The organism is Streptomyces humi (genome assembly GCF_001005085.2).
Lineage (GTDB): Bacteria > Actinomycetota > Actinomycetes > Streptomycetales > Streptomycetaceae > Streptomyces > Streptomyces humi.
Map to the genome: position 1 here is coordinate 19674 of NZ_LBMU02000002.1, position 20446 is coordinate 40119.

Annotated in this window: 19 protein-coding genes; 11 read left to right on the plus strand and 8 right to left on the minus strand. The window is 73.1% G+C overall.

Annotated features, from left to right (window positions below; all coding sequences use genetic code 11):
- Window positions 1–100 precede the first annotated feature (100 nt).
- Window positions 101–700 carry a nucleotidyltransferase family protein gene (locus AAW13_RS00565; protein ID WP_046733362.1) on the plus strand — a complete coding sequence of 200 codons (600 nt, stop codon included), beginning with the start codon at window positions 101–103 and terminating at the stop codon, window positions 698–700.
- Between the two features lie 184 nt (window positions 701–884).
- Entirely contained in the window at window positions 885–2507 is a 1623-nt protein-coding gene (gene aceB / locus AAW13_RS00570) for a malate synthase A (RefSeq protein WP_046733363.1), read from the plus strand.
- Here the strand turns inward: aceB and AAW13_RS00575 are convergent.
- The 6 genes from AAW13_RS00575 to AAW13_RS44600 all read right to left on the minus strand — a co-directional run bounded on the left by AAW13_RS00575 (window position 2504) and on the right by AAW13_RS44600 (window position 9684).
- Window positions 2504–2791 (minus strand): Rdx family protein, encoded by a 288-nt coding sequence (locus AAW13_RS00575; protein ID WP_046733364.1) that lies wholly within the window; start codon window positions 2789–2791, stop codon window positions 2504–2506. The genes aceB and AAW13_RS00575 overlap by 4 nt on opposite strands.
- Complete coding sequence (locus AAW13_RS00580; RefSeq protein WP_046733365.1) at window positions 2788–3705, minus strand: HipA family kinase; 918 nt, start codon at window positions 3703–3705, stop codon at window positions 2788–2790. Before AAW13_RS00580 ends, AAW13_RS00575 begins: the two co-directional genes overlap by 4 nt.
- Window positions 3706–3763: 58 nt before the next feature.
- Window positions 3764–5110, minus strand: a complete 1347-nt coding sequence (locus AAW13_RS00585; protein ID WP_052768726.1) for an MFS transporter — start codon at window positions 5108–5110, stop codon at window positions 3764–3766.
- Between the two features lie 26 nt (window positions 5111–5136).
- Window positions 5137–6447 carry an acyltransferase family protein gene (locus AAW13_RS00590; protein WP_276207579.1) on the minus strand — a complete coding sequence of 437 codons (1311 nt, stop codon included), beginning with the start codon at window positions 6445–6447 and terminating at the stop codon, window positions 5137–5139.
- A 43-nt stretch (window positions 6448–6490) separates the two neighbouring features.
- Window positions 6491–8179, minus strand: coding sequence for an FAD-binding oxidoreductase (locus AAW13_RS00595; protein ID WP_079178658.1), 1689 nt, complete (start codon window positions 8177–8179; stop codon window positions 6491–6493).
- Between the two features lie 434 nt (window positions 8180–8613).
- Window positions 8614–9684 carry a VOC family protein gene (locus AAW13_RS44600; protein ID WP_046734644.1) on the minus strand — a complete coding sequence of 357 codons (1071 nt, stop codon included), beginning with the start codon at window positions 9682–9684 and terminating at the stop codon, window positions 8614–8616.
- A 425-nt stretch (window positions 9685–10109) separates the two neighbouring features.
- Between AAW13_RS44600 and AAW13_RS00605 the strand changes: the two genes are divergently transcribed.
- The 6 genes from AAW13_RS00605 (at window position 10110) to AAW13_RS00635 (ending at window position 15113) form a co-directional block, all read left to right on the plus strand.
- On the plus strand, window positions 10110–10553 hold the full coding sequence (locus AAW13_RS00605) for a MarR family winged helix-turn-helix transcriptional regulator (protein ID WP_046734646.1): 444 nt from the start codon (window positions 10110–10112) through the stop codon (window positions 10551–10553).
- Between the two features lie 507 nt (window positions 10554–11060).
- Window positions 11061–12317, plus strand: a complete 1257-nt coding sequence (locus AAW13_RS00615; protein ID WP_046726870.1) for a sedoheptulose 7-phosphate cyclase — start codon at window positions 11061–11063, stop codon at window positions 12315–12317.
- A gap of 200 nt (window positions 12318–12517) precedes the next feature.
- Window positions 12518–13225, plus strand: a complete 708-nt coding sequence (locus tag AAW13_RS00620) for a cupin domain-containing protein (protein ID WP_167391672.1) — start codon at window positions 12518–12520, stop codon at window positions 13223–13225.
- On the plus strand, window positions 13222–13608 hold the full coding sequence (locus AAW13_RS00625; RefSeq protein ID WP_052768422.1) for a cupin domain-containing protein: 387 nt from the start codon (window positions 13222–13224) through the stop codon (window positions 13606–13608). The genes AAW13_RS00620 and AAW13_RS00625 overlap by 4 nt, the downstream gene beginning before the upstream one ends.
- 14 nt (window positions 13609–13622) lie before the next feature.
- Window positions 13623–14531, plus strand: coding sequence for an NADP-dependent oxidoreductase (locus AAW13_RS00630; RefSeq protein WP_046726869.1), 909 nt, complete (start codon window positions 13623–13625; stop codon window positions 14529–14531).
- Window positions 14532–14636: 105 nt separating this feature from the next.
- A complete protein-coding gene (locus tag AAW13_RS00635) occupies window positions 14637–15113 on the plus strand; it encodes a MarR family winged helix-turn-helix transcriptional regulator (protein ID WP_046726868.1) in 477 nt (158 codons plus the stop codon).
- Between the two features lie 90 nt (window positions 15114–15203).
- Here the strand turns inward: AAW13_RS00635 and AAW13_RS00640 are convergent, their stop codons facing one another.
- Window positions 15204–15812 (minus strand): TetR/AcrR family transcriptional regulator, encoded by a 609-nt coding sequence (locus AAW13_RS00640; RefSeq protein ID WP_046726867.1) that lies wholly within the window; start codon window positions 15810–15812, stop codon window positions 15204–15206.
- A gap of 86 nt (window positions 15813–15898) precedes the next feature.
- Here AAW13_RS00640 and AAW13_RS00645 point away from each other — a divergent pair, with 86 nt between their 5' ends.
- Together AAW13_RS00645 and AAW13_RS00650 are read left to right on the plus strand one after the other, a co-directional pair.
- The gene (locus tag AAW13_RS00645; RefSeq protein WP_046726866.1) at window positions 15899–16666 is read left to right on the plus strand and encodes an SDR family oxidoreductase; all 768 of its coding nucleotides are present in this window, start codon (window positions 15899–15901) and stop codon (window positions 16664–16666) included.
- A 97-nt stretch (window positions 16667–16763) separates the two neighbouring features.
- Window positions 16764–17156 carry a hypothetical protein gene (locus tag AAW13_RS00650; RefSeq protein ID WP_046726865.1) on the plus strand — a complete coding sequence of 131 codons (393 nt, stop codon included), beginning with the start codon at window positions 16764–16766 and terminating at the stop codon, window positions 17154–17156.
- Between the two features lie 72 nt (window positions 17157–17228).
- Here the strand turns inward: AAW13_RS00650 and AAW13_RS00655 are convergent, their stop codons facing one another.
- The gene (locus tag AAW13_RS00655) at window positions 17229–18767 is read right to left on the minus strand and encodes an IucA/IucC family protein (RefSeq protein WP_046726864.1); all 1539 of its coding nucleotides are present in this window, start codon (window positions 18765–18767) and stop codon (window positions 17229–17231) included.
- 94 nt (window positions 18768–18861) lie between these two features.
- On the opposite strand from AAW13_RS00655, the gene AAW13_RS00660 reads away from it, so the two are divergent.
- Window positions 18862–20367, plus strand: coding sequence for an IucA/IucC family protein (locus AAW13_RS00660; RefSeq protein ID WP_046726863.1), 1506 nt, complete (start codon window positions 18862–18864; stop codon window positions 20365–20367).
- Window positions 20368–20446: the final 79 nt, after the last annotated feature.

Genomic DNA, 20446 nt, shown 5'->3' on the forward strand with positions numbered 1-20446 from the left:
GGTCAGTAAACGCCCTTCCGCGCGGAAAGCGCTACAGCGCGGACCGAAATTCAGCCCCGCGGAACCGGCCGTCCGACCCGCTGTCGGGTATGCAGGACGCATGACAGACACGCATCACCAGATCGCCGGGCTGCTGCTCGCCGCCGGCGGCGGCAGACGGCTCGGCGGACGGCCCAAGGCGCTGCTGACGCACCGGGGACGGCCCCTGGTGGAGTACGCGGCCGGCGAGCTGCGCGCGGGCGGCTGCGGGCCGGTCCACGTGGTGCTGGGGGCCCGTGCGCACGACGTCCGGGAGCGGGCCGCGCTCGACGGCTGCGTGGTGGTGGAGAACCCGGACTGGGCGGCGGGCATGGGGTCCTCGCTGCGGGTGGGGCTGGAGTCACTGGCCGGGACCGGGGTACGCGCCGTACTGGTGGCGCTGGTGGACCAGCCGGGGATCGGGGCGGCCGCGGTGGCGCGGGTCGCCGCCGCGTTCCGGGACGAGTCGTCGCTGGTGTCGGCGGCCTACCACGGGGTGCGCGGGCATCCCGTGCTGTTCGGCGCCGGACACTGGGCCGGGATCGCCGCGACCGCGACCGGGGACCGGGGCGCCCGCGCCTACCTCAAGGCCCACGAGGCGGCGATCGCGCTCGTCGAGTGCGGGGACGTCGCGGCGCCGTACGACATCGACACCGAGGCCGACCTGAGCCACCTTGAGTGAACGGGGCGGCACCGAGCGCCACCTTCGCTCGACTCGAAGAATCTCGACATCAACAAACCATTGAACTTCCACAATGAGGAAACTAGTATCCACTGATCAGAAGCACCCGGCCCCTGATCGGGTGTGCTTCGCTCCACCCGGAACGACTGGCACCCGGTGCCACCGCTGAAGGAAGTGACAGCTCATGTCCGCACCAGCGCCGTCTCCGCCGGCCATCGTCGACGCCACGCCCCTGCCCCGGCAGGAGGAGGTCCTCACCGACGCGGCGCTCGCCTTCGTCGCCGAGCTGCACCGGCGGTTCTCGCCGCGCCGTGCCGAACTCCTCGCCCGCCGCGCCGAGCGCCGCGCCGAGATCGCCCGCACCTCGACGCTCGACTTCCTCCCGGAGACCGCCGCGATCCGCGCGGACGAGTCCTGGCGGGTGGCGCCCTCCCCCGCCGCCCTGAACGACCGGCGGGTCGAGATCACCGGACCCACCGACCGCAAGATGACCATCAACGCCCTCAACTCGGGCGCCAGGGTCTGGCTCGCGGACTTCGAGGACGCTTCCGCGCCGACCTGGGAGAACGTCGTCCTGGGCCAGCTGAACCTGATCGACGCCTACACCCGGAACATCGACTTCACGGACCCGGCGAGCGGCAAGTCGTACGCCCTGCGTCCGGACGAGGAGCTGGCCACGGTCGTCATGCGGCCGCGCGGCTGGCATCTGGACGAGCGGCACATCGAGGTCGACGGCGAGCCGGTGCCCGGCGCGTTCGTGGACTTCGGGCTCTACTTCTTCCACAACGCCCGGCGGCTGCTCGACCTCGGCAAGGGACCGTACTTCTACCTCCCGAAGACCGAGTCGCACCTCGAAGCCCGGCTGTGGAACGACGTGTTCGTGTTCGCGCAGGACCACCTCGGCATCCCGCAGGGCACCGTCCGCGCCACCGTGCTCATCGAGACGATCACGGCCGCGTACGAGATGGAGGAGATCCTCTACGAACTGCGCGACCACGCCTCGGGGTTGAACGCCGGCCGCTGGGACTACCTGTTCTCCATCATCAAGAACTTCCGTGACGGCGGCCCGAAGTTCGTCCTTCCCGACCGCAACGCGGTGACGATGACCGCCCCGTTCATGCGGGCCTACACCGAACTCCTCGTCCGCACCTGCCACAAGCGCGGGGCGCACGCGATCGGCGGCATGGCGGCCTTCATCCCGTCCCGCCGGGACGCCGAGGTCAACAAGGTGGCCTTCGAGAAGGTCCGCGCCGACAAGGACCGCGAGGCGAACGACGGTTTCGACGGATCCTGGGTCGCCCACCCCGACCTGGTCCCGATCGCCCTGGAGTCGTTCGACCGGGTCCTCGGCGAGAAGCCGAACCAGAAGGACCGGCTGCGTGAGGACGTCCACGTCGAGGCCGCCGACCTGATCGCGATCGACACGCTGGGCGCCAGGCCGACCTACCCCGGTCTGGTCAACGCCGTCCAGGTGGGCATCCGTTACATCGAGGCGTGGCTGCGCGGACTCGGCGCGGTGGCCATCTTCAACCTCATGGAGGACGCCGCGACCGCTGAGATCTCCCGCTCCCAGATCTGGCAGTGGATCAACGCGGGTGTCGAGTTCGAGAACGGCGAGAAGGCCACCCCGGAGCTGGCCCGCAAGATCGCCGCCGACGAACTCGCCGCGGTCCGCGCCGAGATCGGCGAGGAGGCCTTCGCGGCGGGCCACTGGCAGCAGGCCCACGACCTGCTGCTCCAGGTCTCGCTCGACGAGGACTACGCGGACTTCCTGACCCTGCCCGCGTACCAGCGCCTCAGGGGCTAGGGAACGGCAGGTCCGTCCGAGTGGCCCAGGGGCTTCCCCGGGGCCACTCGGTCGCGTACGGCCTGCTTGACGGCCGTGGGCTCGGGGAAACCCTGTTCGCGCCGGTCCCACACCACCTCGTCACCGACCCGGACGACGAAGACGCCGCCCTTGCCGGGCCTGAGCGCCAGTTCGGTCAGCTCGGTCTCGAACGTGGTCAGCAGCTCCTGCGCCAGCCAGGCCGCCCTCGGCAGCCAGCGGCACCGGGTGCAGTACTCGATCTCGACGCGCCGGCTGTCGTTCATCCGAGGTGCACCGACCAATCCTGTTGGGCCGCGGGTTTTCCGTGCAGGTCGGGCACCTGCTTCAGCCAGGCCGGGCGGCCCTGCCGGCTCCTGGCCGCGCGGGCGGCCTCCTCGGACGCGAGCTGGTCGCGGCCCGGGAAGTCGGTGGGGAGCCAGCCGGCCGAGCTCCGCGCCCGTGCCAGCAGGTAGCCGACGTAGGCCTCGCGGGTCTCGTCGGGGGTGCCGAAACCGGCGTCGGAGTCGGTGAGCCAGGCGTCCGGCACCTCGTCGAGGATGTCCCTGAGCAGCCGCTCGGTCACCCTCGGCGCGAGTTCGGCGTCGGCCGCCCGGGTGTCGGGGCCGTACCGGCCGAGGGCGTGGTGGCGGAAGTCGTACGCCTTCTCCGGCGTCGAGGTGTCCCAGCGGTGGTGGAAGACGAGGGCGGCGCCGTGGTCGATGAGCCACAGGCGCGGCGGCGCGACGCCGAGGGTCGGCCAGACCATGAGGTTGGAGCTGTGCACCGTACGGTCGACGTTGACGGTGAGGGCGTCCAGCCAGACGATCCGGCCCGCCTCCACCGGGTCCACGGGGAAGACCTCGGCGATCTCCGGGGTGAAGTCCTTCGCACCGGGCAGGAAGTCCATGCCGAGGTTCACTCCGGCGCTGGCCGCGTGCAGTTCGCGCACCTCCTGGTGCGGCTCGTGCGCGGCGATGGCGGGGTCGAAGCGCACCGTCACCAGCTCGGGGAAGCGCAGCCCGAGCGCTCGCGCCAGCTCCCCCACGATGACCTCGGCGACCAGCGCCTTGCGCCCCTGCGCGGACCCGGTGAACTTCACGACGTACGTCCCCAGATCGTCCGCCTCGACGACCCCGGGCACGGAGCCGCCGGAGTGCAGGGGCGCGACGTAGCGAGTCGCCGTGACCTCTCTCAGCATGTCCGCCCCTCCCTTCCGGTCCCCGGCGTGAAGTGACCATGGTAACCGCGCGTGACAGTCAGCGAGGGCGGCCCGTGACGGCCGGGTCCGACCGCCCCGGGCGCACGGCCCCGTCCTGTTCCCGGTCCGCTGCCCCGCTCCGACGCCGGCGGCCCGGCGTGGCCAGGGCGAGCAGCAGGGCGGCCGCGGTCAGGGCGGCACCGGCCGCGGCCACGGAGGGCACGGCACGGCCGTGTGCCAGCAGGACCCCGCCGAGCCAGCTGCCGAGCGCGATACCGACGCAGAACGCCGAGTTGTTGACGGTCAGCGCCATGGTCGGCGACGACGGACCGGCCGCGGCCACCATCTGCGTGTTGAGGGCCGGGATGGTGGCGAAGTAGGCGGCTCCCAGCAGGCAGAACAGACCGGCCACGGCCCACTTCCCGGTGACCGGCAGGCCGAGCAGCAGCAGGCCGGCCGTGGCCGCGCCCAGTGTCACGAGCACGGTCCGGCGGGGGAAGCGGTCGGCGGCCCGGCCGCCGACCGTGTTGCCGGCGATGCCGCCGGCACCGTAGAGCAGGAGCAGCACGGTGACGGCCCGCGGCGCGAAACCCGCGGACCCGGTGAGGTACGGCGAGGCGTACGTGTAGAGAGCGAACACCCCTCCCGTGCCGAGCACGATCACCAGGGCGACGAGCAGCATCGGCCCCGCCGCGCCGAACCACCCGCGCGCTCCACGGTCCGCCGCGCCGAACCACCCGCGCGCGCCACGATCCGCAGCCCCGCCGTGCGGTCCGCCGTCCGCAGCCCCGCCGTGCGGTCCGCCGTCCGCCGTCTCCCCGTGCGGGACGGTCGCCGCAGGGGCGGCGGCCGGCGGTGGGGCGTCGGGCACCGTGCTCAGTGTCAGCAGCAGCGCGGCGGCCAGGCTCAGCGCGGCCAGCGCCCAGAAGGTGGCGCGCCAGCCGAAGGCGTTCCCGATCAGGGTGCCGGCCGGGACACCGGCGATGCTGGACAGTCCGATGCCGAGGGTGACCTTGGCCCCCCAGGCGGCCCTGCGGTCCGCGGGCGCCATGTCCCGTGCCGTCGCGACGAAGGCGGCGATGAGCGTGGAGTGCACCACCGCGCTCGTCACCCGGCCGGCGACGAGCCAGCCGAAACCGGGGGCGAGCGCGGCGAGCGCGTTGCCGAGGACGAACACGCCCATCATGCCGGGCATCAGCAGACTCCGGCGGAACCGTGCCGTGACCGCCGTGACGAACGGGCCGAGCAGCACCACCGCGAGGGCGTACACGCTGATGAGCATGCCGACGGCGGTCAGCGAGACACCGGCGTCCCGCGCGATCGCGGGCAGGATGCCGGCGACGACGCTCTCGGCGGTGCCGATGCAGAAGGTGCAGAGCATCATCGCGAAGACGGGCAGCGGCATGGTGGCGGCCTCCTTGTCGGCGCGGGTCAGGTCGTGCCGACGGTGACGGCGCGGTCGCTGTCGTCCCGCGGCGGCCGGGAGGCGTCCGAAGTCGCCGTGGCGGACGTCTGCCGCGCCGTCCGGGCGCGGCGCGCCCAGGCCCGTACCGCGGGCCGCTCGACGCCGACGTACAGCAGCCAGGCCAGCAGCAGGCTCACCGCGGCCACGAGGGCGGCCACACCGACGGCCTCGGCCGGCGAGTGGGCCGTCCGGAAGCCGAACCGTTCCTGCGTGACGGACAGCAGGATCTGGTGCACCAGGTAGAAGGCGAACGACACCTCGCCCAGCCACACCCAGACGCGTCCGCTCACCGCGGTCCCCCGGCCCTGCGCGTCCCGTGCCGCGGCGGCGGAGATCAGCAGGGCGAACGGGACCACGACGACGGCGTTCAGGGAGAAGAGGAAGGGGACGTACAGGCTCGCCGCGTACGCCGCCACCGTGAGCGCCAGGGCCGGCAGCACCCCCGGTCCGGCCCACCGGCCCGCCAGCACGATCCGCGCCATCAGGATGCCGAGCAGGAAGTCGAGCACCCGGACCGGCGGGAAGATGTACACGAGCCACATCTGGGTGATCGAGTGCCCGTACAGCGGCGAGTTGGCGTGGTGCGGCCCGAACGTCTGCCCGGCCGGCAGCAGTTGCACGACCAGCGGCAGCAGCACGATCGCCGCACCGGTCCCGGCGGCCCACCACCACAGCCGTTCGGGGCGGATCCGGCGGACCGCGCGGTTCAGAGCCGGGAAGAGCAGGTAGAAGACGAGTTCGCAGGAGAGCGACCAACTGGGGTTGTTGATGCTGAAGAACACGTCGTCACGCGGTATCCAGGCCTGTAGCAGCAGGAAGTTGGGGATGCCCCGCCCCCAGGTGGCCGACACGTAGGCGTAGGAGGCCAGCGCGAGGAAGAAGGTGACGACGTGGTTGGGGTAGATCTTGACCAGCCGACGGCCCCAGAACGCGCGGGAGGTGTCGTTGTCCCTGGCCGACCAGGTCAGGACGAAGCCGCTGAGGATGAAGAAGAAGGTGACACCGGCCCAGCCGCCGTTCTTCAGGGCGGCGGCGAACGGGCCGTGGCCCTCGCCGGTGGTGGAGTAGGCGTCGAGCAGCGACAGGTGGAACAGGAAGACCAGGAAGGCGGCGAAGAACCGCATCCCGGTGAGCGAGGGCAGCCGGGACGCGCGCCCCGGCACGGCGGAGGCGGTTGATCCGCCGCCGACGGATTCGGCGGATTCGGCGGATTCGGCGGATTCGGCGGATTCGGCGGATTCGGCGGATTCGGCGGATTCGGCGGGAGCAGTGGACACGAGGATCACCTCGGTGTGTGAGAGCGGGCTGGGGTGGACGGGGTCACGCGGGCCGCACCGACTGCGCGTGCCGGAAGAACCCGGTGGGGTCCCAGGCGGCCTTCACCTTCTGGAGCCGCCGGTAGCCGTCCTTGTAGTAGAGGTCGTGCCACGGCACGCCCGAGGTGTTCCAGCGGGGATCGGCGAGGTCGACGTCGGCGTAGTTGACGAAGCAGCCGTCGTTGGTCTCGTTCGGCACCGGCACACCGCCGGTGGCGGCGAACATGTCCCGGTAGCACTCCCGGACCCAGGCGATGTTGGCCTCGTCGTCGGCCGCGTCGTTCCACAGCGAGACGACCTGGTACTTGAGCACGGAGTCGCGCTGCGGCACCGCCGTGTCGTCGGGGGCGACCCGGTTCACGTTGCCGCCGTACGAGGCGATCATGAGCAGCGCGCCCGGGTTGTGGAAGTCGTCGCGGGTCAGGTGCCGGTACGCGGCGGCGATCTGGGCGTCGGTGTAGGTGCGCCGGGCGTAGACGGACTTGCCCTTGAACCTGACCGTGGGGTCCGGACCGGTGAAGCCCGGCCACTGGGTGGCGTGCAGCCACGGCACCCGCCGGTACTGACGGACCTCCGGCGTGACGCCGACCCCGGCACCGACCTCGGACACGTAGTTCTGGAGCAGCCGTTCGGCGCCGGGGACACCGGCGTCGATCAACGAGTCGAGCACGACCGCGCCGGCCGACTTGTGGAAGGGCTTGAGCTGGCTGAACAGGGCCGTGTAGGGGGAGTCCGGCGCGCTGTTGCGGGTGTGCCAGTCGCCGTGGTTCCACATCAGCCGGGTGAAACGGGCCTCGGTCAGCTGTTCCCAGGGCCAGGCGACCTCGCTGAGCCATACCTCGCGCGGGGGCGTGGGGAGTTGGGCGGCGGGATCGCTGCCGGTGGCGTCCGGGGAGCGCAGCCAGTAGCGGGTGACCACACCGAAGTTGCCGCCACCGCCTCCGGTGTGGGCCCACCACAGCTCCCGGTTGGGGTCGCCGGGTTCGCGGGTCGCGGTGACCGCGCGGGCGGTGCCGTCCGCGTCGACGACCACGACCTCGATGCCGTAGAGGTGGTCGACCGCGAGTCCGTCGCGCCGGCTCATGGCACCGTAGCCGCCGCCCTGGATGTGTCCCCCGGCCGCGACGGTCGGGCAGTTGCCGGCCGGGAGGTAGACGCCCCAGCCCTTGTAGAGGCGGTCGTAGACGCGGCCGAGTTGGGCGCCGGGCCGGACCGAGAACGCCCGGCGCCGCGTGTCGTAGGAGATCTCGTCCATCCGGGAGAGGTCGAGGACGACGGTGATGTCCTGGTCGGTGGTGAAGTTCTCGTAGCAGTGGCCGCCGCTGCGGACGGCCAGTCGCCTGCCGGAGTCGGCCGCCTGCTGCACGGTCCGTACCACGTCGGCCGTGGAGGTGGCCAGCACGATCCGGTCCGGGCTGCCGACCCAGCGCTGGTTCGTACCGCGCCGCAGGTCGGCGTAGCGCCGGTCCGCCGGGCGCACGGTGACGGGCACCGGGTCCGCGGTGGCGGGGGCTGCCGGGTGGTCCGTCCCGGCCGCGACGGCGGGCGTCAGACCGGCCGCGGTGACCGCGAGCGCACCTCCCGCGGCGGCGGTGCCGGAGAGAAACGTCCGACGGTGCACGCGCCGGCCCACCGGGACGGCGGCGAGGGCGGTGGGGGCGGAGTCGGGGGGTGTGAGATCGGGCGAAGACATGAGCGAGTCCTTGCGGTGATGGGGTGGTGACAGTGGAAAGGCGCGCGGAGGACTGCGCGCGCGGTTCGTACACGAGACCCGTCGGGGCGAGCCCCGCTCGCGCGGAGTTCGTACACGGGTCCCGTGGGGGGCGAACTCCGTTCGTGCGGGGTTCGCTCGCGGGATCCCGTACGTGCTGGGTGCGTGCTCGCCGGGTCCGTCCGGGGGCCGGCGTCGGCCCGCGTCGGCATGCCGTGCGGGGTCGAGCGGGGTGCGGCCGGTGCCGGCCCGGCCGGGAAGGTTCTGGCGTGGCGGGGGCCCGGTTTCCCGCGGGTCGGTTGCGGGTGGGGGGCGGCGGTGACGCCGTGCCGGGCGGCCGGCCCTGGTCGGTCAGGGGTGTCCGGGTCGCACGAAGAAACGTTTGCTCTTAGGGGGCGCGGCAGTCGGGCCCGGCGTCAGGGGCGGTCGTGCCAGCGCAGGCCGCCGGGTGTGGCGCGGCGGGCCGAGGTCAGGGTCTCGTACGGCAGCGTTCCGTCCGGCATGTTGATGATCTCCATCTGGATGCCGATCGGGGTGCTGAAGTACAGCCAGCGGTCACCCGCGATGGGGCCCTCGGTGATGGTCTCCGGGTCGCCCATCAGCCGTACGCCCCGCTGCTCGCGGAGATAGGAGGCGGCCGCGTCCACGTCGTCCACGTAGAAGGCCAGATGATGTCCGCCGACGTCGCTGTTGCCCGGCGGCCGGGACCGCAGCGCGCCCGTCCCGCTCTGGGTCAGTTCGCAGTTGGCGGTCGGACCGGTGCGCAGCAGCGTCCGCCGGGACCGCTCGACGCCGGGCGGCCAGTGCCCCTCCGCCCCGTCCGTCGCACCCTCGGTGTGCTCCACCGGTTCCGCTCCGAGCACGTCGGTGAAGAAGGCGGTGGCGGCGTCCAGGTCGGCGACCGTGTAGCCGACGTGCTCCACGCCGAGCAGGCCCAGCGACCGCTGGACGGCGTTCGCGTACCGCACCGGACCGGGCACGAAGCTTCCGTGGGAACGCGGCCCGGGGCCACGCAGCGAGAGCAGCATGCCCCAGGGCGTCAGGAACCAGCGCCGGGCCCCGTCGAGGGCGTCGGGCGGACCGAGGCGGACGGTGCCCGCCCGGCGCAGGTGCTCCTCGGCCAGGTCCGGGTCCGCCACCGCGAGGGCGAGGTGGTGGCCGCCCACGTCGTTCGGGCCGGGCGGCGCGACCGACTGGCCGGGGGCGGTGTACTGGAAGAGCTCCAGATTGCTGTACGGGCCGAGCCTGACCAGCGCGACCTGGGCCGTGGCCCGGGGATGGACGCCCAGTTTGCGGGTCATCCAGTCGCCGACGGGGTCCTCGACCGGCCCCTCCCGGTAGCAGAGCTCGCCTCCCAGCACACCGGTGACGTAGGCGATGGCCTCGTCGAGGTGCGGCACCGTGAAGGCGTAGTGGTCCACGGCCCGCGCCGTGGGCAGGCCGGAGAGCACCGGTGTGGACGACGACGCCGTGCCGGTGTTGAGCATGGTTCCCCCTTGGAATGGTGCGCCGGGTGCTGGGCACCGCACGGCAACACGAATGCTCGGACTGCGGCCACCTGCTCGCGACCAGGGGCCGGCCGAGGGCGACAGTATGGCAATGTCGATGCGCGCGCAAGGAACAAAGGCGTCGACCGAGCCTGGGACGATCACCCCGCATGGCCTCTCATCTGGGGTTCTCCCATGCAGAAGTTGGCCGTCGAAAGGTCACCGGTTCAAGGAACCGTGAATCTCTTTGTGCGGGCATGTAAAAGCCGGATGGCAGGAGGGTTTCCTTGGTTGCCACCGCCTCGTACCCTGGGTACGGCCTGCCCGTCCCGGCCGCCCCGGGACCGAGCCTGCCCCTCCCTCACCGTGCCCGGAAGGTCCTCCGGCGGACGGCGGACCCCTCGGGCACCCCGAAAGGCGACATCATGCGAACGCGCAAGGAAGACAGCGTCGAACTGTGGAGCCAGTTGTCGGTTCTCGTCGCCGAGGTCGGGACGACGCTGGACCGCAGGCTCTCCGAGGACTTCGACCTGGGCCTCACGGACTTCCTCGCACTGCGGGCGCTGAGCAACGGCGACCCGGCGGGCATCCGCATGAACGAACTCGCCCAGCTCCTCGGTCTCAACCAGTCTTCGGCCACCCGTGCCGCCCAGCGCCTGGAGACCCGGGGCCTCGCCCAGAAGGGGGCCCACGGGACGGACCGCAGGGGCGTGGTGGTGCGCATCACGGACGCCGGCCGGTCCACGGTCGCGGACATCGGCAACCTCTTCCGCCGCGAGGTCGGCATGGCCCTGGAGGTGGCGTCCGTGGACAGCCGGACCAGTTCGGTCGTCGCGCGACTGCGGTACGCACCGACCCTCGACCAGTAACCCCCGCCCGGCCAGGCCCCCCGTCGAACGAACGGGGGGCCTTTCACGTCCCAGCCGGCGCGCCACCGCCCGGACGCACCCCCGCACCGCCGCACCCCCGCACCGCCGCACCGCCGCACCGCCGCACCCCCGCACCGCCGCACCCCCGCACCCCCGCACCGATACGAGGCGGACGACCTCATTCCTTGCGGAAGCATGCATGCGTTGACCACTTCAAGCCATCCCGGATCTCGGCATCCGGTCAATATGCGCAGACAGAGGCGCATTTATCCACGCCTCTGGGTCGACTTTCGGCCGCCCGCTCCACCGAAATCCACATCATGTCCTTGCGTGCGCATCAAACGTTGTGTCAGGGTCGACACGGCGACGGGGGGCAGGCCACGGTGAGGTGGCCGGATCCGGCGCACGCGGCCCTGAGGGCTTCGCGGCGCGGATCATCGAACGAACTGCCCCGACCGGATTCGCGACGAACCCGAACCGAGACTCTTCGTCGGAGGCGGAAGCCTGATGCAGCAGGAAACCCGGACCACACGTGACAACGACGGCCTTTTTGCCGTGGGCAGCCCGGTCACCCACTGGTCGGTGCAGACCAGCAACCCGGTGCAGTACGAGATACGGGCCTGCGAGAACCTACTCGACCCCGAGAACACCACCATCCTGGAGGACGCCCCGAGCAGTGGCGGCCAGCGGCGCTTCGTCGTCACCGACCGCGTGGTCGACGAACTCTACGGCGACCGGATCCGCGCCTACTTCGAGCACCACGGGGTCGGCCACCGAGTGCTGGTGCTGGACGACGGCGAGACGCACAAGTCGGTGAACGCGGTGCTGCACGTGGCGGAGGCCCTCGACGCCTTCGGCATCGACCGCCGCCGTGAACCCGTCATCGCCATCGGCGGCGGCGTGCTGATGGACATCGTCGGCTTCGCCGCCAGCCTCTACCGGCGCTCCACCCCGTTCATCCGCATCCCCACCACCCTGATCGGACTGGTGGACGCCGGAGTCGGCGCCAAGACCGGCGTCAACCACAACGGCCACAAGAACCGGCTCGGCACCTACTTCCCGGCCGACCGCACCCTGCTGGACCGGTCGTTCCTGGCCACGCTCGACGCACGGCACATCAGCAACGGGCTGGCGGAGATCCTCAAGATCGCGCTGATCAAGGACGCCCGTCTGTTCGACCTGCTGGAACAGCACGGCGCCGATCTGCTGAGCACCAAGCTACAGAGTCCGGCGGCCGTCGGCCCCACCCCGGCCGACGTACCGGTGGACCAGCGGCTGGCGGCCCGCGGACTGCACCTGGACCCCGCGACCGAGGTGGTCGAGCGGGCGATCCAGGGGATGCTGGAGGAACTCCAGCCCAACCTGTGGGAGAAGGTCCTGGAACGGGTGGTCGACTACGGGCACACGTTCAGCCCGACCATCGAGATGCACGCGCTGCCCGCGCTGCTGCACGGGGAGGCCGTGACCGTCGACATGGCGCTCACCACGGTCATGGCCGAGCGCCGCGGACTCGTCAGCGCCTACCAGCGCGACCGCGTCCTCGGGGTGATGGCCCGCCTCGGGCTGCCCGCCTGGCACCCCCTGTGCACGCCGGAGGTGCTGGTGGACGCGTTGCGCGACACCGTGCGGCACCGCGACGGCAAGCAGCGGCTGCCGCTCCCGGTCGGCATCGGCAGCGCCGTGTTCGTCAACGACGTCACCGAGGCCGAACTCGGCGCGGCGGCCGAGACGCTCGGCACGCTGGTCTCGGGAGTCTCCCGGTGACCATCCCGGCCACCGCTACCCCCGAACCAGCCACCGCCACCTCCGAACCGGTCACCGGCATTCCCGAACCGACCACCGCCGCCTCCGAACCGGCCGCCGGCCCCCGACCGGTTACCGCCCCCGAACCGGCCGCCGGCCCCCGGCCGGTTACCGCCCCCGGGGCCGGCGGTCGCCCCCGTGCCCTCCGCTCGATCGGGACCGTGGCCGGCGCCGCGACGGTCTACGGCGTGCACGGCGCCGCCGGGCGCACGCACTGGAAGTGCTTCGCGGGCCGCCGCCAGCTCGACTCCGCGACCGAGGCCGTCGAATGGGCCTCCATCCCGCCGGGCGGACTCAGCGGGGAGCACCGCCACACCCGTACCGAGGAGATCTACCTCGTCCTGCGCGGACACGGGGAGTTCCTCTTCAACGGCGCCGTCCATCCCGTCGGACCGGGATCGCTCGCCCTGACGGCGCCCGGGAACATCCACGGGCTGGGCAACACCGGGGCCGTCGACCTCGACTGGTGGGTCATCGAAACACTCGCACCCGGCACCGACGCCGTCCTGTCCGGAGCCGATCTCAGCCACCCGGGAGTTCCCCCTATGGGCGACGCAGTCATCCACGACCTCTTCCGGGAAGGGACCGTCGGCACGGACGGCGTCTTCACCGGCCCGCTGCGCCAGGTGGCGTCCGTCGAGCTGGACGCGGGTGAACAGACCCGGCTGGGCTCGCCCGACGCGGAACTCGCCGTCTTCGTGCACGACGGCACGGGCCGGGCGACCGCCGACGGCACCACGGCCGAACTGGCACCGGACACCTGTGTCACCCTGGCCGCCGGTTCGTCCACCGCGTTCGAGGCCGTCACCCCGCTGCGACTGCTGGTCGTGACCCTCGCCCTCCCCGGGCACCGGGCGGAGGCGTCGTGATCATCTCGACCACCGCCGAGGCGGTGCGCGCCGACGTGGGCGACGGTCCGGCGGGAGCGTGGACGTGCCTGGTGCGCCGGGGAATGCTGCACAGCGAGTGCGAGGCGGTGGAGCACTGGCGGCTCCCGCCCGGCGCGGCCCTCACGGCGACCCCGGAGCACGGCGTGGAGGAGGCGGTCCTCGTGCTGGAGGGTGACCTGCTGCTCGGTACGTCCGCCGGCGAACGTTCCGTGCGGGCCGGGCAGTTGGTGCTGGTGCCGCACGGCCGGCGGGCCCGGCTCACGGCGGCCGGGGGCCCGGTACGGCTGCTCACCGTCCGCACCCTCACCGCCTCGGTCACCGACCGGCTCCCCGCCCGTGTCCCCGAGTTGGTCCCCTCCTGAAAGCGAACAGGCAGATGCGTGCTGTGGTCCTGACCACCTACGGCGGCCCGGACCGGCTCGCCGTCCACGAGGTACCCGAACCGGCCCGTCCGGAACCGGACGGCGTGCTGGTCCGGACGGCCGCGGCCGCGGTCAACCCGGTCGACCTCCAGACCCGTGCCGGTCTGCACGCCGGACACAGCGCCGTCCGACCGCCCATGGTGCTCGGCTGGGACGTGGCGGGCACCGTCACCGCGGTGGGCGCCGAGGTCACGGGGTTCGCCGTCGGTGACCCCGTCGTCGCGATGTCCGCGCAGATGGCCACCGGACGCGGCACCTACGCGGAGACGGTCGCCCTCCCGGCCGGCGTCGTCGCGCCCGCCCCGGCCTCGGTCGCGCTGTCCGCCGCGGCCGGGCTGCCGCTGGCCGGGCTCACCGCCTGGCAGGCGCTGGAGGTCCTCGCCCTGCCGGCCGGTGCCTCGCTGCTGGTCACCGGCGCGGCCGGCTCGGTCGGTGGGCTGGCGGTGCAGCTCGCCCGGCTGCGCGGGCTGACGGTGGTGGCCCAGGTCCGGTCCGCCCGGGACGCGGCCGAGGTACTGGCCCTGGGCGCGGACCGGGTGGTGCACGACGTGCCCGCCTCCGGGACGGGCGTCGACGGCCTGCTGGAGACGGCAGGCCTGCCCAGGGCGATCGGGGCGGTACGGGAGAACGGGAGCGCGGTCTCCATCGTGCCCACCCGGGTGCCGGTCGCGGAACGCGGCATCAGGGTCGGCGTCTCCCACGTGGAGCAGGACGGCTCGCGGCTGGCCGCGCTCGGCGCCCTGGTCGACCGTGGGGAGCTTCGGCTGCGCACCGCTGAGGGGTTCGGGTTCGAGGAGGCGCCCGAGGCACACCGACTGCTGGCCGCCGGCGGGGTGCGGGGCAAACTCCTGCTGCTGCCCTGACCTGGCCGCGGAACGTCCGGCGGCAGGGATCGCTCGCAGACCCGACACCGGGGGACGGAAACGGAACGCCCCCCCCGAGACAGAAGGACCGAGGACAGCGACGCCGTGGCAGAGCCGCACGACGATGACGACCGGGCCCCGGACACCGAGAGCATCTCCCGGTTGTGGGAGCGGGTCGTACCCATGTTCTCCCTGTTGCAGGGGCGGATGGACCGTATGCTGACGCACCGTCACGGGGTCGGTGTGGGGCCGTTGATGGCCTTGGGCGTGCTGGTCCGCGAGCATCCGGAGTCGGTGACGGTGGGCGGGGTCGCCCGGCGGCTGGGTCTGAGCGTCTCGGCGGCCAGCCGGATGCTCGCCCACCTGGAGCGCGCGGGCTGGACGGTCCGGGTGGCCTGGCCCTGTGACCGGCGTACCAGCCGGGTCGCGGCCACGGACTCCGGGGTGCGGCTGTGGAGCCGGGCCAGCGAGACGCTCGACCGCGAACTCGACCACGCCTTCGGGACGTTGCGGTTCGACGAGAAGTACGCGCATGTCGTGGCCCGCCTGTGCCGGGCGCACGAGGACCCGCCCGCGCGCTGACCGTGGGGCGGCGGGCGACAGGCGGCGGGCGACAGGGCGGAGGGGCGGCCCTCGCCTCAGGGCGGGCGACAAGGCGGCGCGGCCCTCGCCTCAGGAGGACGGGTCGGGCCAGACCGCCATGGCGTACGCGGCCACGCGGCGCAGTTCTTCGGTGGTCGCCCCGTCCCGGGCCTGCTGGGACAGGCCCTGCACGACCGCGGCGAAATAGACGGCCAAGGCCCGGGTGTCGGTGCCCGCGGGGAGCGAGCCCAGGGCCTTGGCCTCGTTCAGGCGCTCCTCGAAGGACCCGATGTTCGCCGCCCTGCGGGTGCGCAGGTCCCGCTCGACGTCGGCGGTCGCCGGGGAGTAGTTGGTCGCCGCGGAGATGACCAGACAGCCCGCCGGGTGCGTGGGATCGGTGTAGGACACCGCCGCCTCGTCCAGCATCCGGGCGAAACCCGTACGGGCGTCGCTCTCCTCGGCCAGCGCGTTCCCCATGAACGCGCCGAAGGTGCTGCCGTACCGGTCGACGACCTCGGTGAAGAGGGCGCGCTTGTCGCCGAAGGCCGCGTACAGGCTCGGCGGCGAGATGCCCATGGCGGCGGTCAGGTCGGCGACGGACGTGCCCTCGTAGCCGTGCTGCCAGAACAGCAGCGTCGCCTGGACGAGTGCGACCTCGCGGTCGAAACTCCGCGGCCTGCCGCGCTTGGTCGTAGTCATGCCTGGATTTTACAGCGATCGCTAAAGAATGCGTGTAGGCTAAAAACGTAGCCATCGCTACAGAAGTCTGGGACGAAGGGAAGACCATGGGCACGCTCACGGGGAAGACGGCACTGGTGACGGGCGGCAGCCGAGGGATCGGACGGGCGATCGCCGAGCGGCTCGGCGCCGAGGGAGCGCTGGTGGCCGTGCACTACGGGCGCAACGCCGAGGCCGCCGAGGAAGTCGTCGAGGCCGTCCGGGCCAAGGGCGGCAGCGCCTTCGCGGTCCAGGCCGAACTGGGCACCCCCGGCGACGTGGCGGCCCTCTGGGAGGGCTACGACCGCCAGGCCCTGGAGCACTCGGGCAGCACCGACCTCGACGTGCTGGTCAACAACGCCGGCGTCACCCCGCGCGGCGAGATCGAGGACACCACGCCCGACGCGTTCGACGAGGCCGTCGCCGTCAACATGCGCGCGCCGTTCTTCCTCACCCAGCAAGGGCTCAAGCGGCTCCGGGACGGCGGACGGATCGTCAACATCTCGTCGGGCGCGACCCGGATCGCCCTCACCGACATCATCGCGTACGCCATGACCAAGGGCGCGATCGACGCCTTCACGCTCACCCTCGCCAAGGCGGTCGGCGGCCGTGGGATCACCGTCAACTCGGTGGCCCCCGGCATCGTCGACACCGACATCAACGCGTCCTGGCTGCGGGGCGACGAGGCGGCTCAGCAGTCCGCCGCGGAGCTCTCGGCGCTCGGCCGGGTGGGGCGCCCCGAGGACATCGCCGACGTGGTCGCCTTCCTCGCCTCCGACGACGCGCGCTGGGTGACCGGGCAGGTCGTCGACGCCACCGGCGGCTCCCAGCTCTGACCGGCGGCCGCCACCGGGCGGGACCGGAGCCACGCACGGGTGTCAACGGGGACACCGCGATCACACGCACGACAGACACTCTGTAGCTGGAGGCCCCATGCACGTCGTCATCGCCTGGTGGGACAAGCGACGCACCATCGCGGCCGGCACCGCCCGGCCGTGCCCGTCCGGACCGGACGGCAGCCGCCCGGCGGGCACCCGTCCCGCGGGCACCCGTCCCGCGGCCCCCGCGTTCGGCGGCACGCTCCCGGGCGAGTTCCCCGGTCTGCGGAGCGGCCGGTGGATCACCGATCCGGCGGCCGACCTTCAGGGCCTCGCGCTGATCTGGGACTCGGCGGCCAGCGCGGACCTCTTCCTGCCCGCCCTCTCCGAGCGGACGTTCGGCTGCGCGCCCTCCCACCGGTGGGTCTTCGAGGTGCGCGACGCGGCGTCGCCCGACGAGGGTCCCGAGGGGCTGCCGGGCGAACTGGAGCTGCTGCTCCACGCCTGAACGGCACCCGGCCCGCCGGCCTCGGGCGACAGCGGCCGGCGGGCCGGGCGGGAGCGGTCGGCCGACGCGGTGTCAGGCCAGCGGGTTGGGCAGCGGCAGGTACCGTGCGTCGGCGCCGTCCGCCCCGGTCCAGCGCAGCAGCAGGTTCGTCTTGCCCGGCAGGGCGGGCGACGCCAGCAGTTCGGTGACCTCCGGGATCCGGTGCCGGGCCAGCTCCCGCCTCGCCGCGGGCCACGGGTCGAAGCCGGCGTGGCGCTCGGCGAGCGCGGCGGCGACCTCCGTGAGGTGGTTGACGACCAGGCAGTACACCAGCCGCTCCCACCCGGCGGCCCGGTCGACGTCGGTGAGCAGCTTGACCCCCTCGGCGTCCCGGAACAGCGCCTGCACCGGCAGCCCGTCCGCGTCCACGGCGACCAGGGTGTTCTGGAGGTGCGCCTCCAGTACGACGCCGTGGTCGGCGAAGGCCGTGAGGACGGGCGGTACGACCGCCCCCAGGTACGCCTCCCACCAGGCCCCGGGATCGGCCGCGGCGGACAGCGGGTCGCCGTCGAAGCCCTCCACCAGACCGGCGGCGAGCAGCGGGGTCGCCCCGGGCAGCAGCGGTCCGCGCAGCCCGTCCCGGACGATGACCGCGAGTTCCTCGAAGGCGAAGCGGGCGGTGCGGTAGCCGCGGTCGCCGAGCCAGCCGGCCGGCCCCCGCGACGCGCCGAAGGCCGCGGTCACCGCGCTGTCCGTGCGGCGCAGTCTGCGCAGGTCGTGCGCCCACAGCCGGCGGATGTCGTTGGTGATGCGGACATCCAGGCTGAACTTCAGGAAGAGATCGCGCACCGGCTCGTACACCGTGCGGATCGCGGCCGTCGGCCAGGCCGTGAAGTCGCTCTCGCCGAGGCGCAGCAGCCGGCCGTCCGCGAAGGCGGGGGCCAGGTCGTGGGCGACCAGGTCCAGCTGCCAGGGGTGGGCCGGCAGCAGCCGGTAGCCGGGCGGTACGGCGGCCAGCCGGTCCAGCGCCGCCGTGTCGCCCTCCTCCGCCACCTCGTCCTCGCGCACCCCGAGCAGCACCAGCGGGAACCGGGCGTGCGCCTCGGGTGCGTACGGCAACCAGGCGGTGACCGGGCCGCCGCCGCGCGCCTTGGGGGCGGGGTGGTAGGGATGGCCGGTGATGAGGGACTGCTCCGAGCGCAGGTACGGGTCGTCGGGCGCCGTCGCCCCGGCGCGTGCCGTGAGCAGCGCGGCGACCGCGTCCCGGCTGTCGATCATCTCGGCCGGCAGGTCGCCGTTGGAGAGCCCGGTGTGCCTGCGCAGCTCCTCGCTGACGAGTTTCACCAGTTCGGCGTGGCCGACGCGGTGCCAGGCACCGTCCGCGTACACCTCGGGAGCGGCGGGCCGCCGCTCGCCGCGCACCCGGAGCAGCCGCCCGCCGCCGGGCAGCCGGTAGACCCGCGACACCCCGTCCGCGACGCCGTCCGCGGCGCCCTCCGCGGTGTCCGCCGCGGTGTCCGGGAGCGGCTGGGCCACCTCCCGCAGCAGGCAGTTGAGCAGGGGGGCGGCGGCGTACGCGTCGGCACGCTCGCCGACGGCGTCGCTGGGGGGCATGAGGTCCACGCGTTCCATTCGTTCTCTACGTCCACACAGTCCGATCACGATCAGTATGTCTCTCGACGACGGCCATCATGACCGTCGTACCCGTCCTCCGAGGAGTCCTCCCGTGCACCGTCCCTCCCCCATCGAGAACCGGCTGGCCGCCGAGCTGGCCGAGGCGCGGCCGGATCTCGTCGACCGGTACCTGGCCGAGTCGCCGGGTGCGCGGGCGGCGGTGCTGACCCGGTTGTGGCGGGCGCTGGCGCACGAGCCGCTGCCGTGGGTGGTGCGCCGGGTGCGCGGGGCGCACGGTCTGGCCCTGCGGCTGGCCGACGGACGCGCGCTGCACGGCCCGCACGCGGACCCCTTCGCCACCGACGCCTATGCGACGGCCGTGCGTCTGGACGGGGTGCGCTACGACGATCCGGCGCGGCTGATGACCGATCTGGGGTGGCCGCACTCGGCGGGTCTCGCGGCCGAGCTCGGGCACAGCGCGGCCTCGTTGGCGCTCTCGCGGGCCGGTCAGGAGGGCGGCGCAGAGGAGTGGCCCGGGTCGGACTGGGAGTGGGAGCAGCGGATCGTCGACGGGCATCCCTTCCACCCCAACTGCCGTTCACGGCCGGGCTTCTCCGTGGTGGAGCAGCTCGCGTACGGGCCGGAGCACCGGCCCGTCGTGCGGCTGGAGACGGTCCCGGTACCGGCCGGGGAGTGTCTGCTGACCGGCGACTGGCCGGAGGAACTGCGGGACGGGGAAAAGCTGTTGATCCCGGTGCACCCCTGGCAGGCCGCCCATGTCCTCAAGGGCGGCGGCGGTGGACCGTGGCGTACCGCGCACCCGCTGATGTCATTGCGGACGCTGGCACTGCCGGACGGACCGCACGTCAAGACGGCGCTCAGCGCCCGGCTGACGTCGTCCGTACGGGACATCTCGACGTACTCGGTCGGCGCGGCGGTGACCCTGTCGTCGTTCGCGACGGACCTGGCGGCCCGCACGGACGGTCTCCTGCACGTCACCCGCACGCTGGGCGCGGCCACCGCCGACTCCCCGGACCTGGCGGCCGTGCTGCGCGAGTCGCCGGAGGCGTACGCGGCACCGGGTGAGCGGGTTCTGCCGGTGGCTGCGCTGGCCACCACCACGCTCCCCGGATCGGCTTCCTGGCTGGCCGAGTTCACCCGGCTCGCGCTGACGGTGGGGCTGCGGCTGCTGGACCTGGGCGTGGCCCTGGAGGCACACGGCCAGAACCTGCTCGTGGTGCTCTCCGAGACCGGGGCGCCGCTGCGTCTGGTCTACCGGGACCTGGCCGACATCCGGCTCAGCCCCGCCCGGCTGGTCCGGCACGGCATCACCCCGCCGGCTCTGGCGGGCCGGCAGGTCACGGATGACGAAACGATGCTGCGCCGGAAGCTGTTCGGCTCCCTGGTCGCGGGCGCACTGGCCGGCACGGCGGGTTCCGGGCCCGCCCTGGCCACCGCCCTGGAGACGGCCGTGCGCGGGCTGCCCGCCTCCCCCGACCTGACGGCCCTGCTCGAAGGCCCGTTGCCCACGAAGGCGTTGACGCTGATGCGGCTGTCGCCGGAGCTGCCCGGGGACCAGTGGGCGGCCCTGCCGAACCCGCTCGCGGACACCCGCTGACCCGATAGGACCGCCCACGGCCCGGGGTTGGGCCTTCGGCCACGCCCGTCGGCCACGCCCGTCGGCCTGCCGACCACCC

Excerpts from the sequence above, each read along its gene's own strand:
- aceB (WP_046733363.1), top strand. The coding sequence starts at position 885 with ATGTCCGCACCAGCGCCGTCTCCGCCGGCCATCGTCGACGCCACGCCC.
- AAW13_RS00650 (WP_046726865.1), top strand. The coding sequence starts at position 16,764 with ATGCACGTCGTCATCGCCTGGTGGGACAAGCGACGCACCATCGCGGCC.
- AAW13_RS00605 (WP_046734646.1), top strand. The coding sequence starts at position 10,110 with ATGCGAACGCGCAAGGAAGACAGCGTCGAACTGTGGAGCCAGTTGTCG.
- AAW13_RS00565 (WP_046733362.1), top strand. The coding sequence starts at position 101 with ATGACAGACACGCATCACCAGATCGCCGGGCTGCTGCTCGCCGCCGGC.
- AAW13_RS00630 (WP_046726869.1), top strand. The coding sequence starts at position 13,623 with ATGCGTGCTGTGGTCCTGACCACCTACGGCGGCCCGGACCGGCTCGCC.
- AAW13_RS00575 (WP_046733364.1), bottom strand. The coding sequence starts at position 2,791 with ATGAACGACAGCCGGCGCGTCGAGATCGAGTACTGCACCCGGTGCCGC.
- AAW13_RS00655 (WP_046726864.1), bottom strand. The coding sequence starts at position 18,767 with ATGGAACGCGTGGACCTCATGCCCCCCAGCGACGCCGTCGGCGAGCGT.
- AAW13_RS00595 (WP_079178658.1), bottom strand. The coding sequence starts at position 8,179 with ATGTCTTCGCCCGATCTCACACCCCCCGACTCCGCCCCCACCGCCCTC.
- AAW13_RS44600 (WP_046734644.1), bottom strand. The coding sequence starts at position 9,684 with ATGCTCAACACCGGCACGGCGTCGTCGTCCACACCGGTGCTCTCCGGC.
- AAW13_RS00615 (WP_046726870.1), top strand. The coding sequence starts at position 11,061 with ATGCAGCAGGAAACCCGGACCACACGTGACAACGACGGCCTTTTTGCC.
- AAW13_RS00640 (WP_046726867.1), bottom strand. The coding sequence starts at position 15,812 with ATGACTACGACCAAGCGCGGCAGGCCGCGGAGTTTCGACCGCGAGGTC.
- AAW13_RS00585 (WP_052768726.1), bottom strand. The coding sequence starts at position 5,110 with ATGCCGCTGCCCGTCTTCGCGATGATGCTCTGCACCTTCTGCATCGGC.
- AAW13_RS00645 (WP_046726866.1), top strand. The coding sequence starts at position 15,899 with ATGGGCACGCTCACGGGGAAGACGGCACTGGTGACGGGCGGCAGCCGA.
- AAW13_RS00580 (WP_046733365.1), bottom strand. The coding sequence starts at position 3,705 with ATGCTGAGAGAGGTCACGGCGACTCGCTACGTCGCGCCCCTGCACTCC.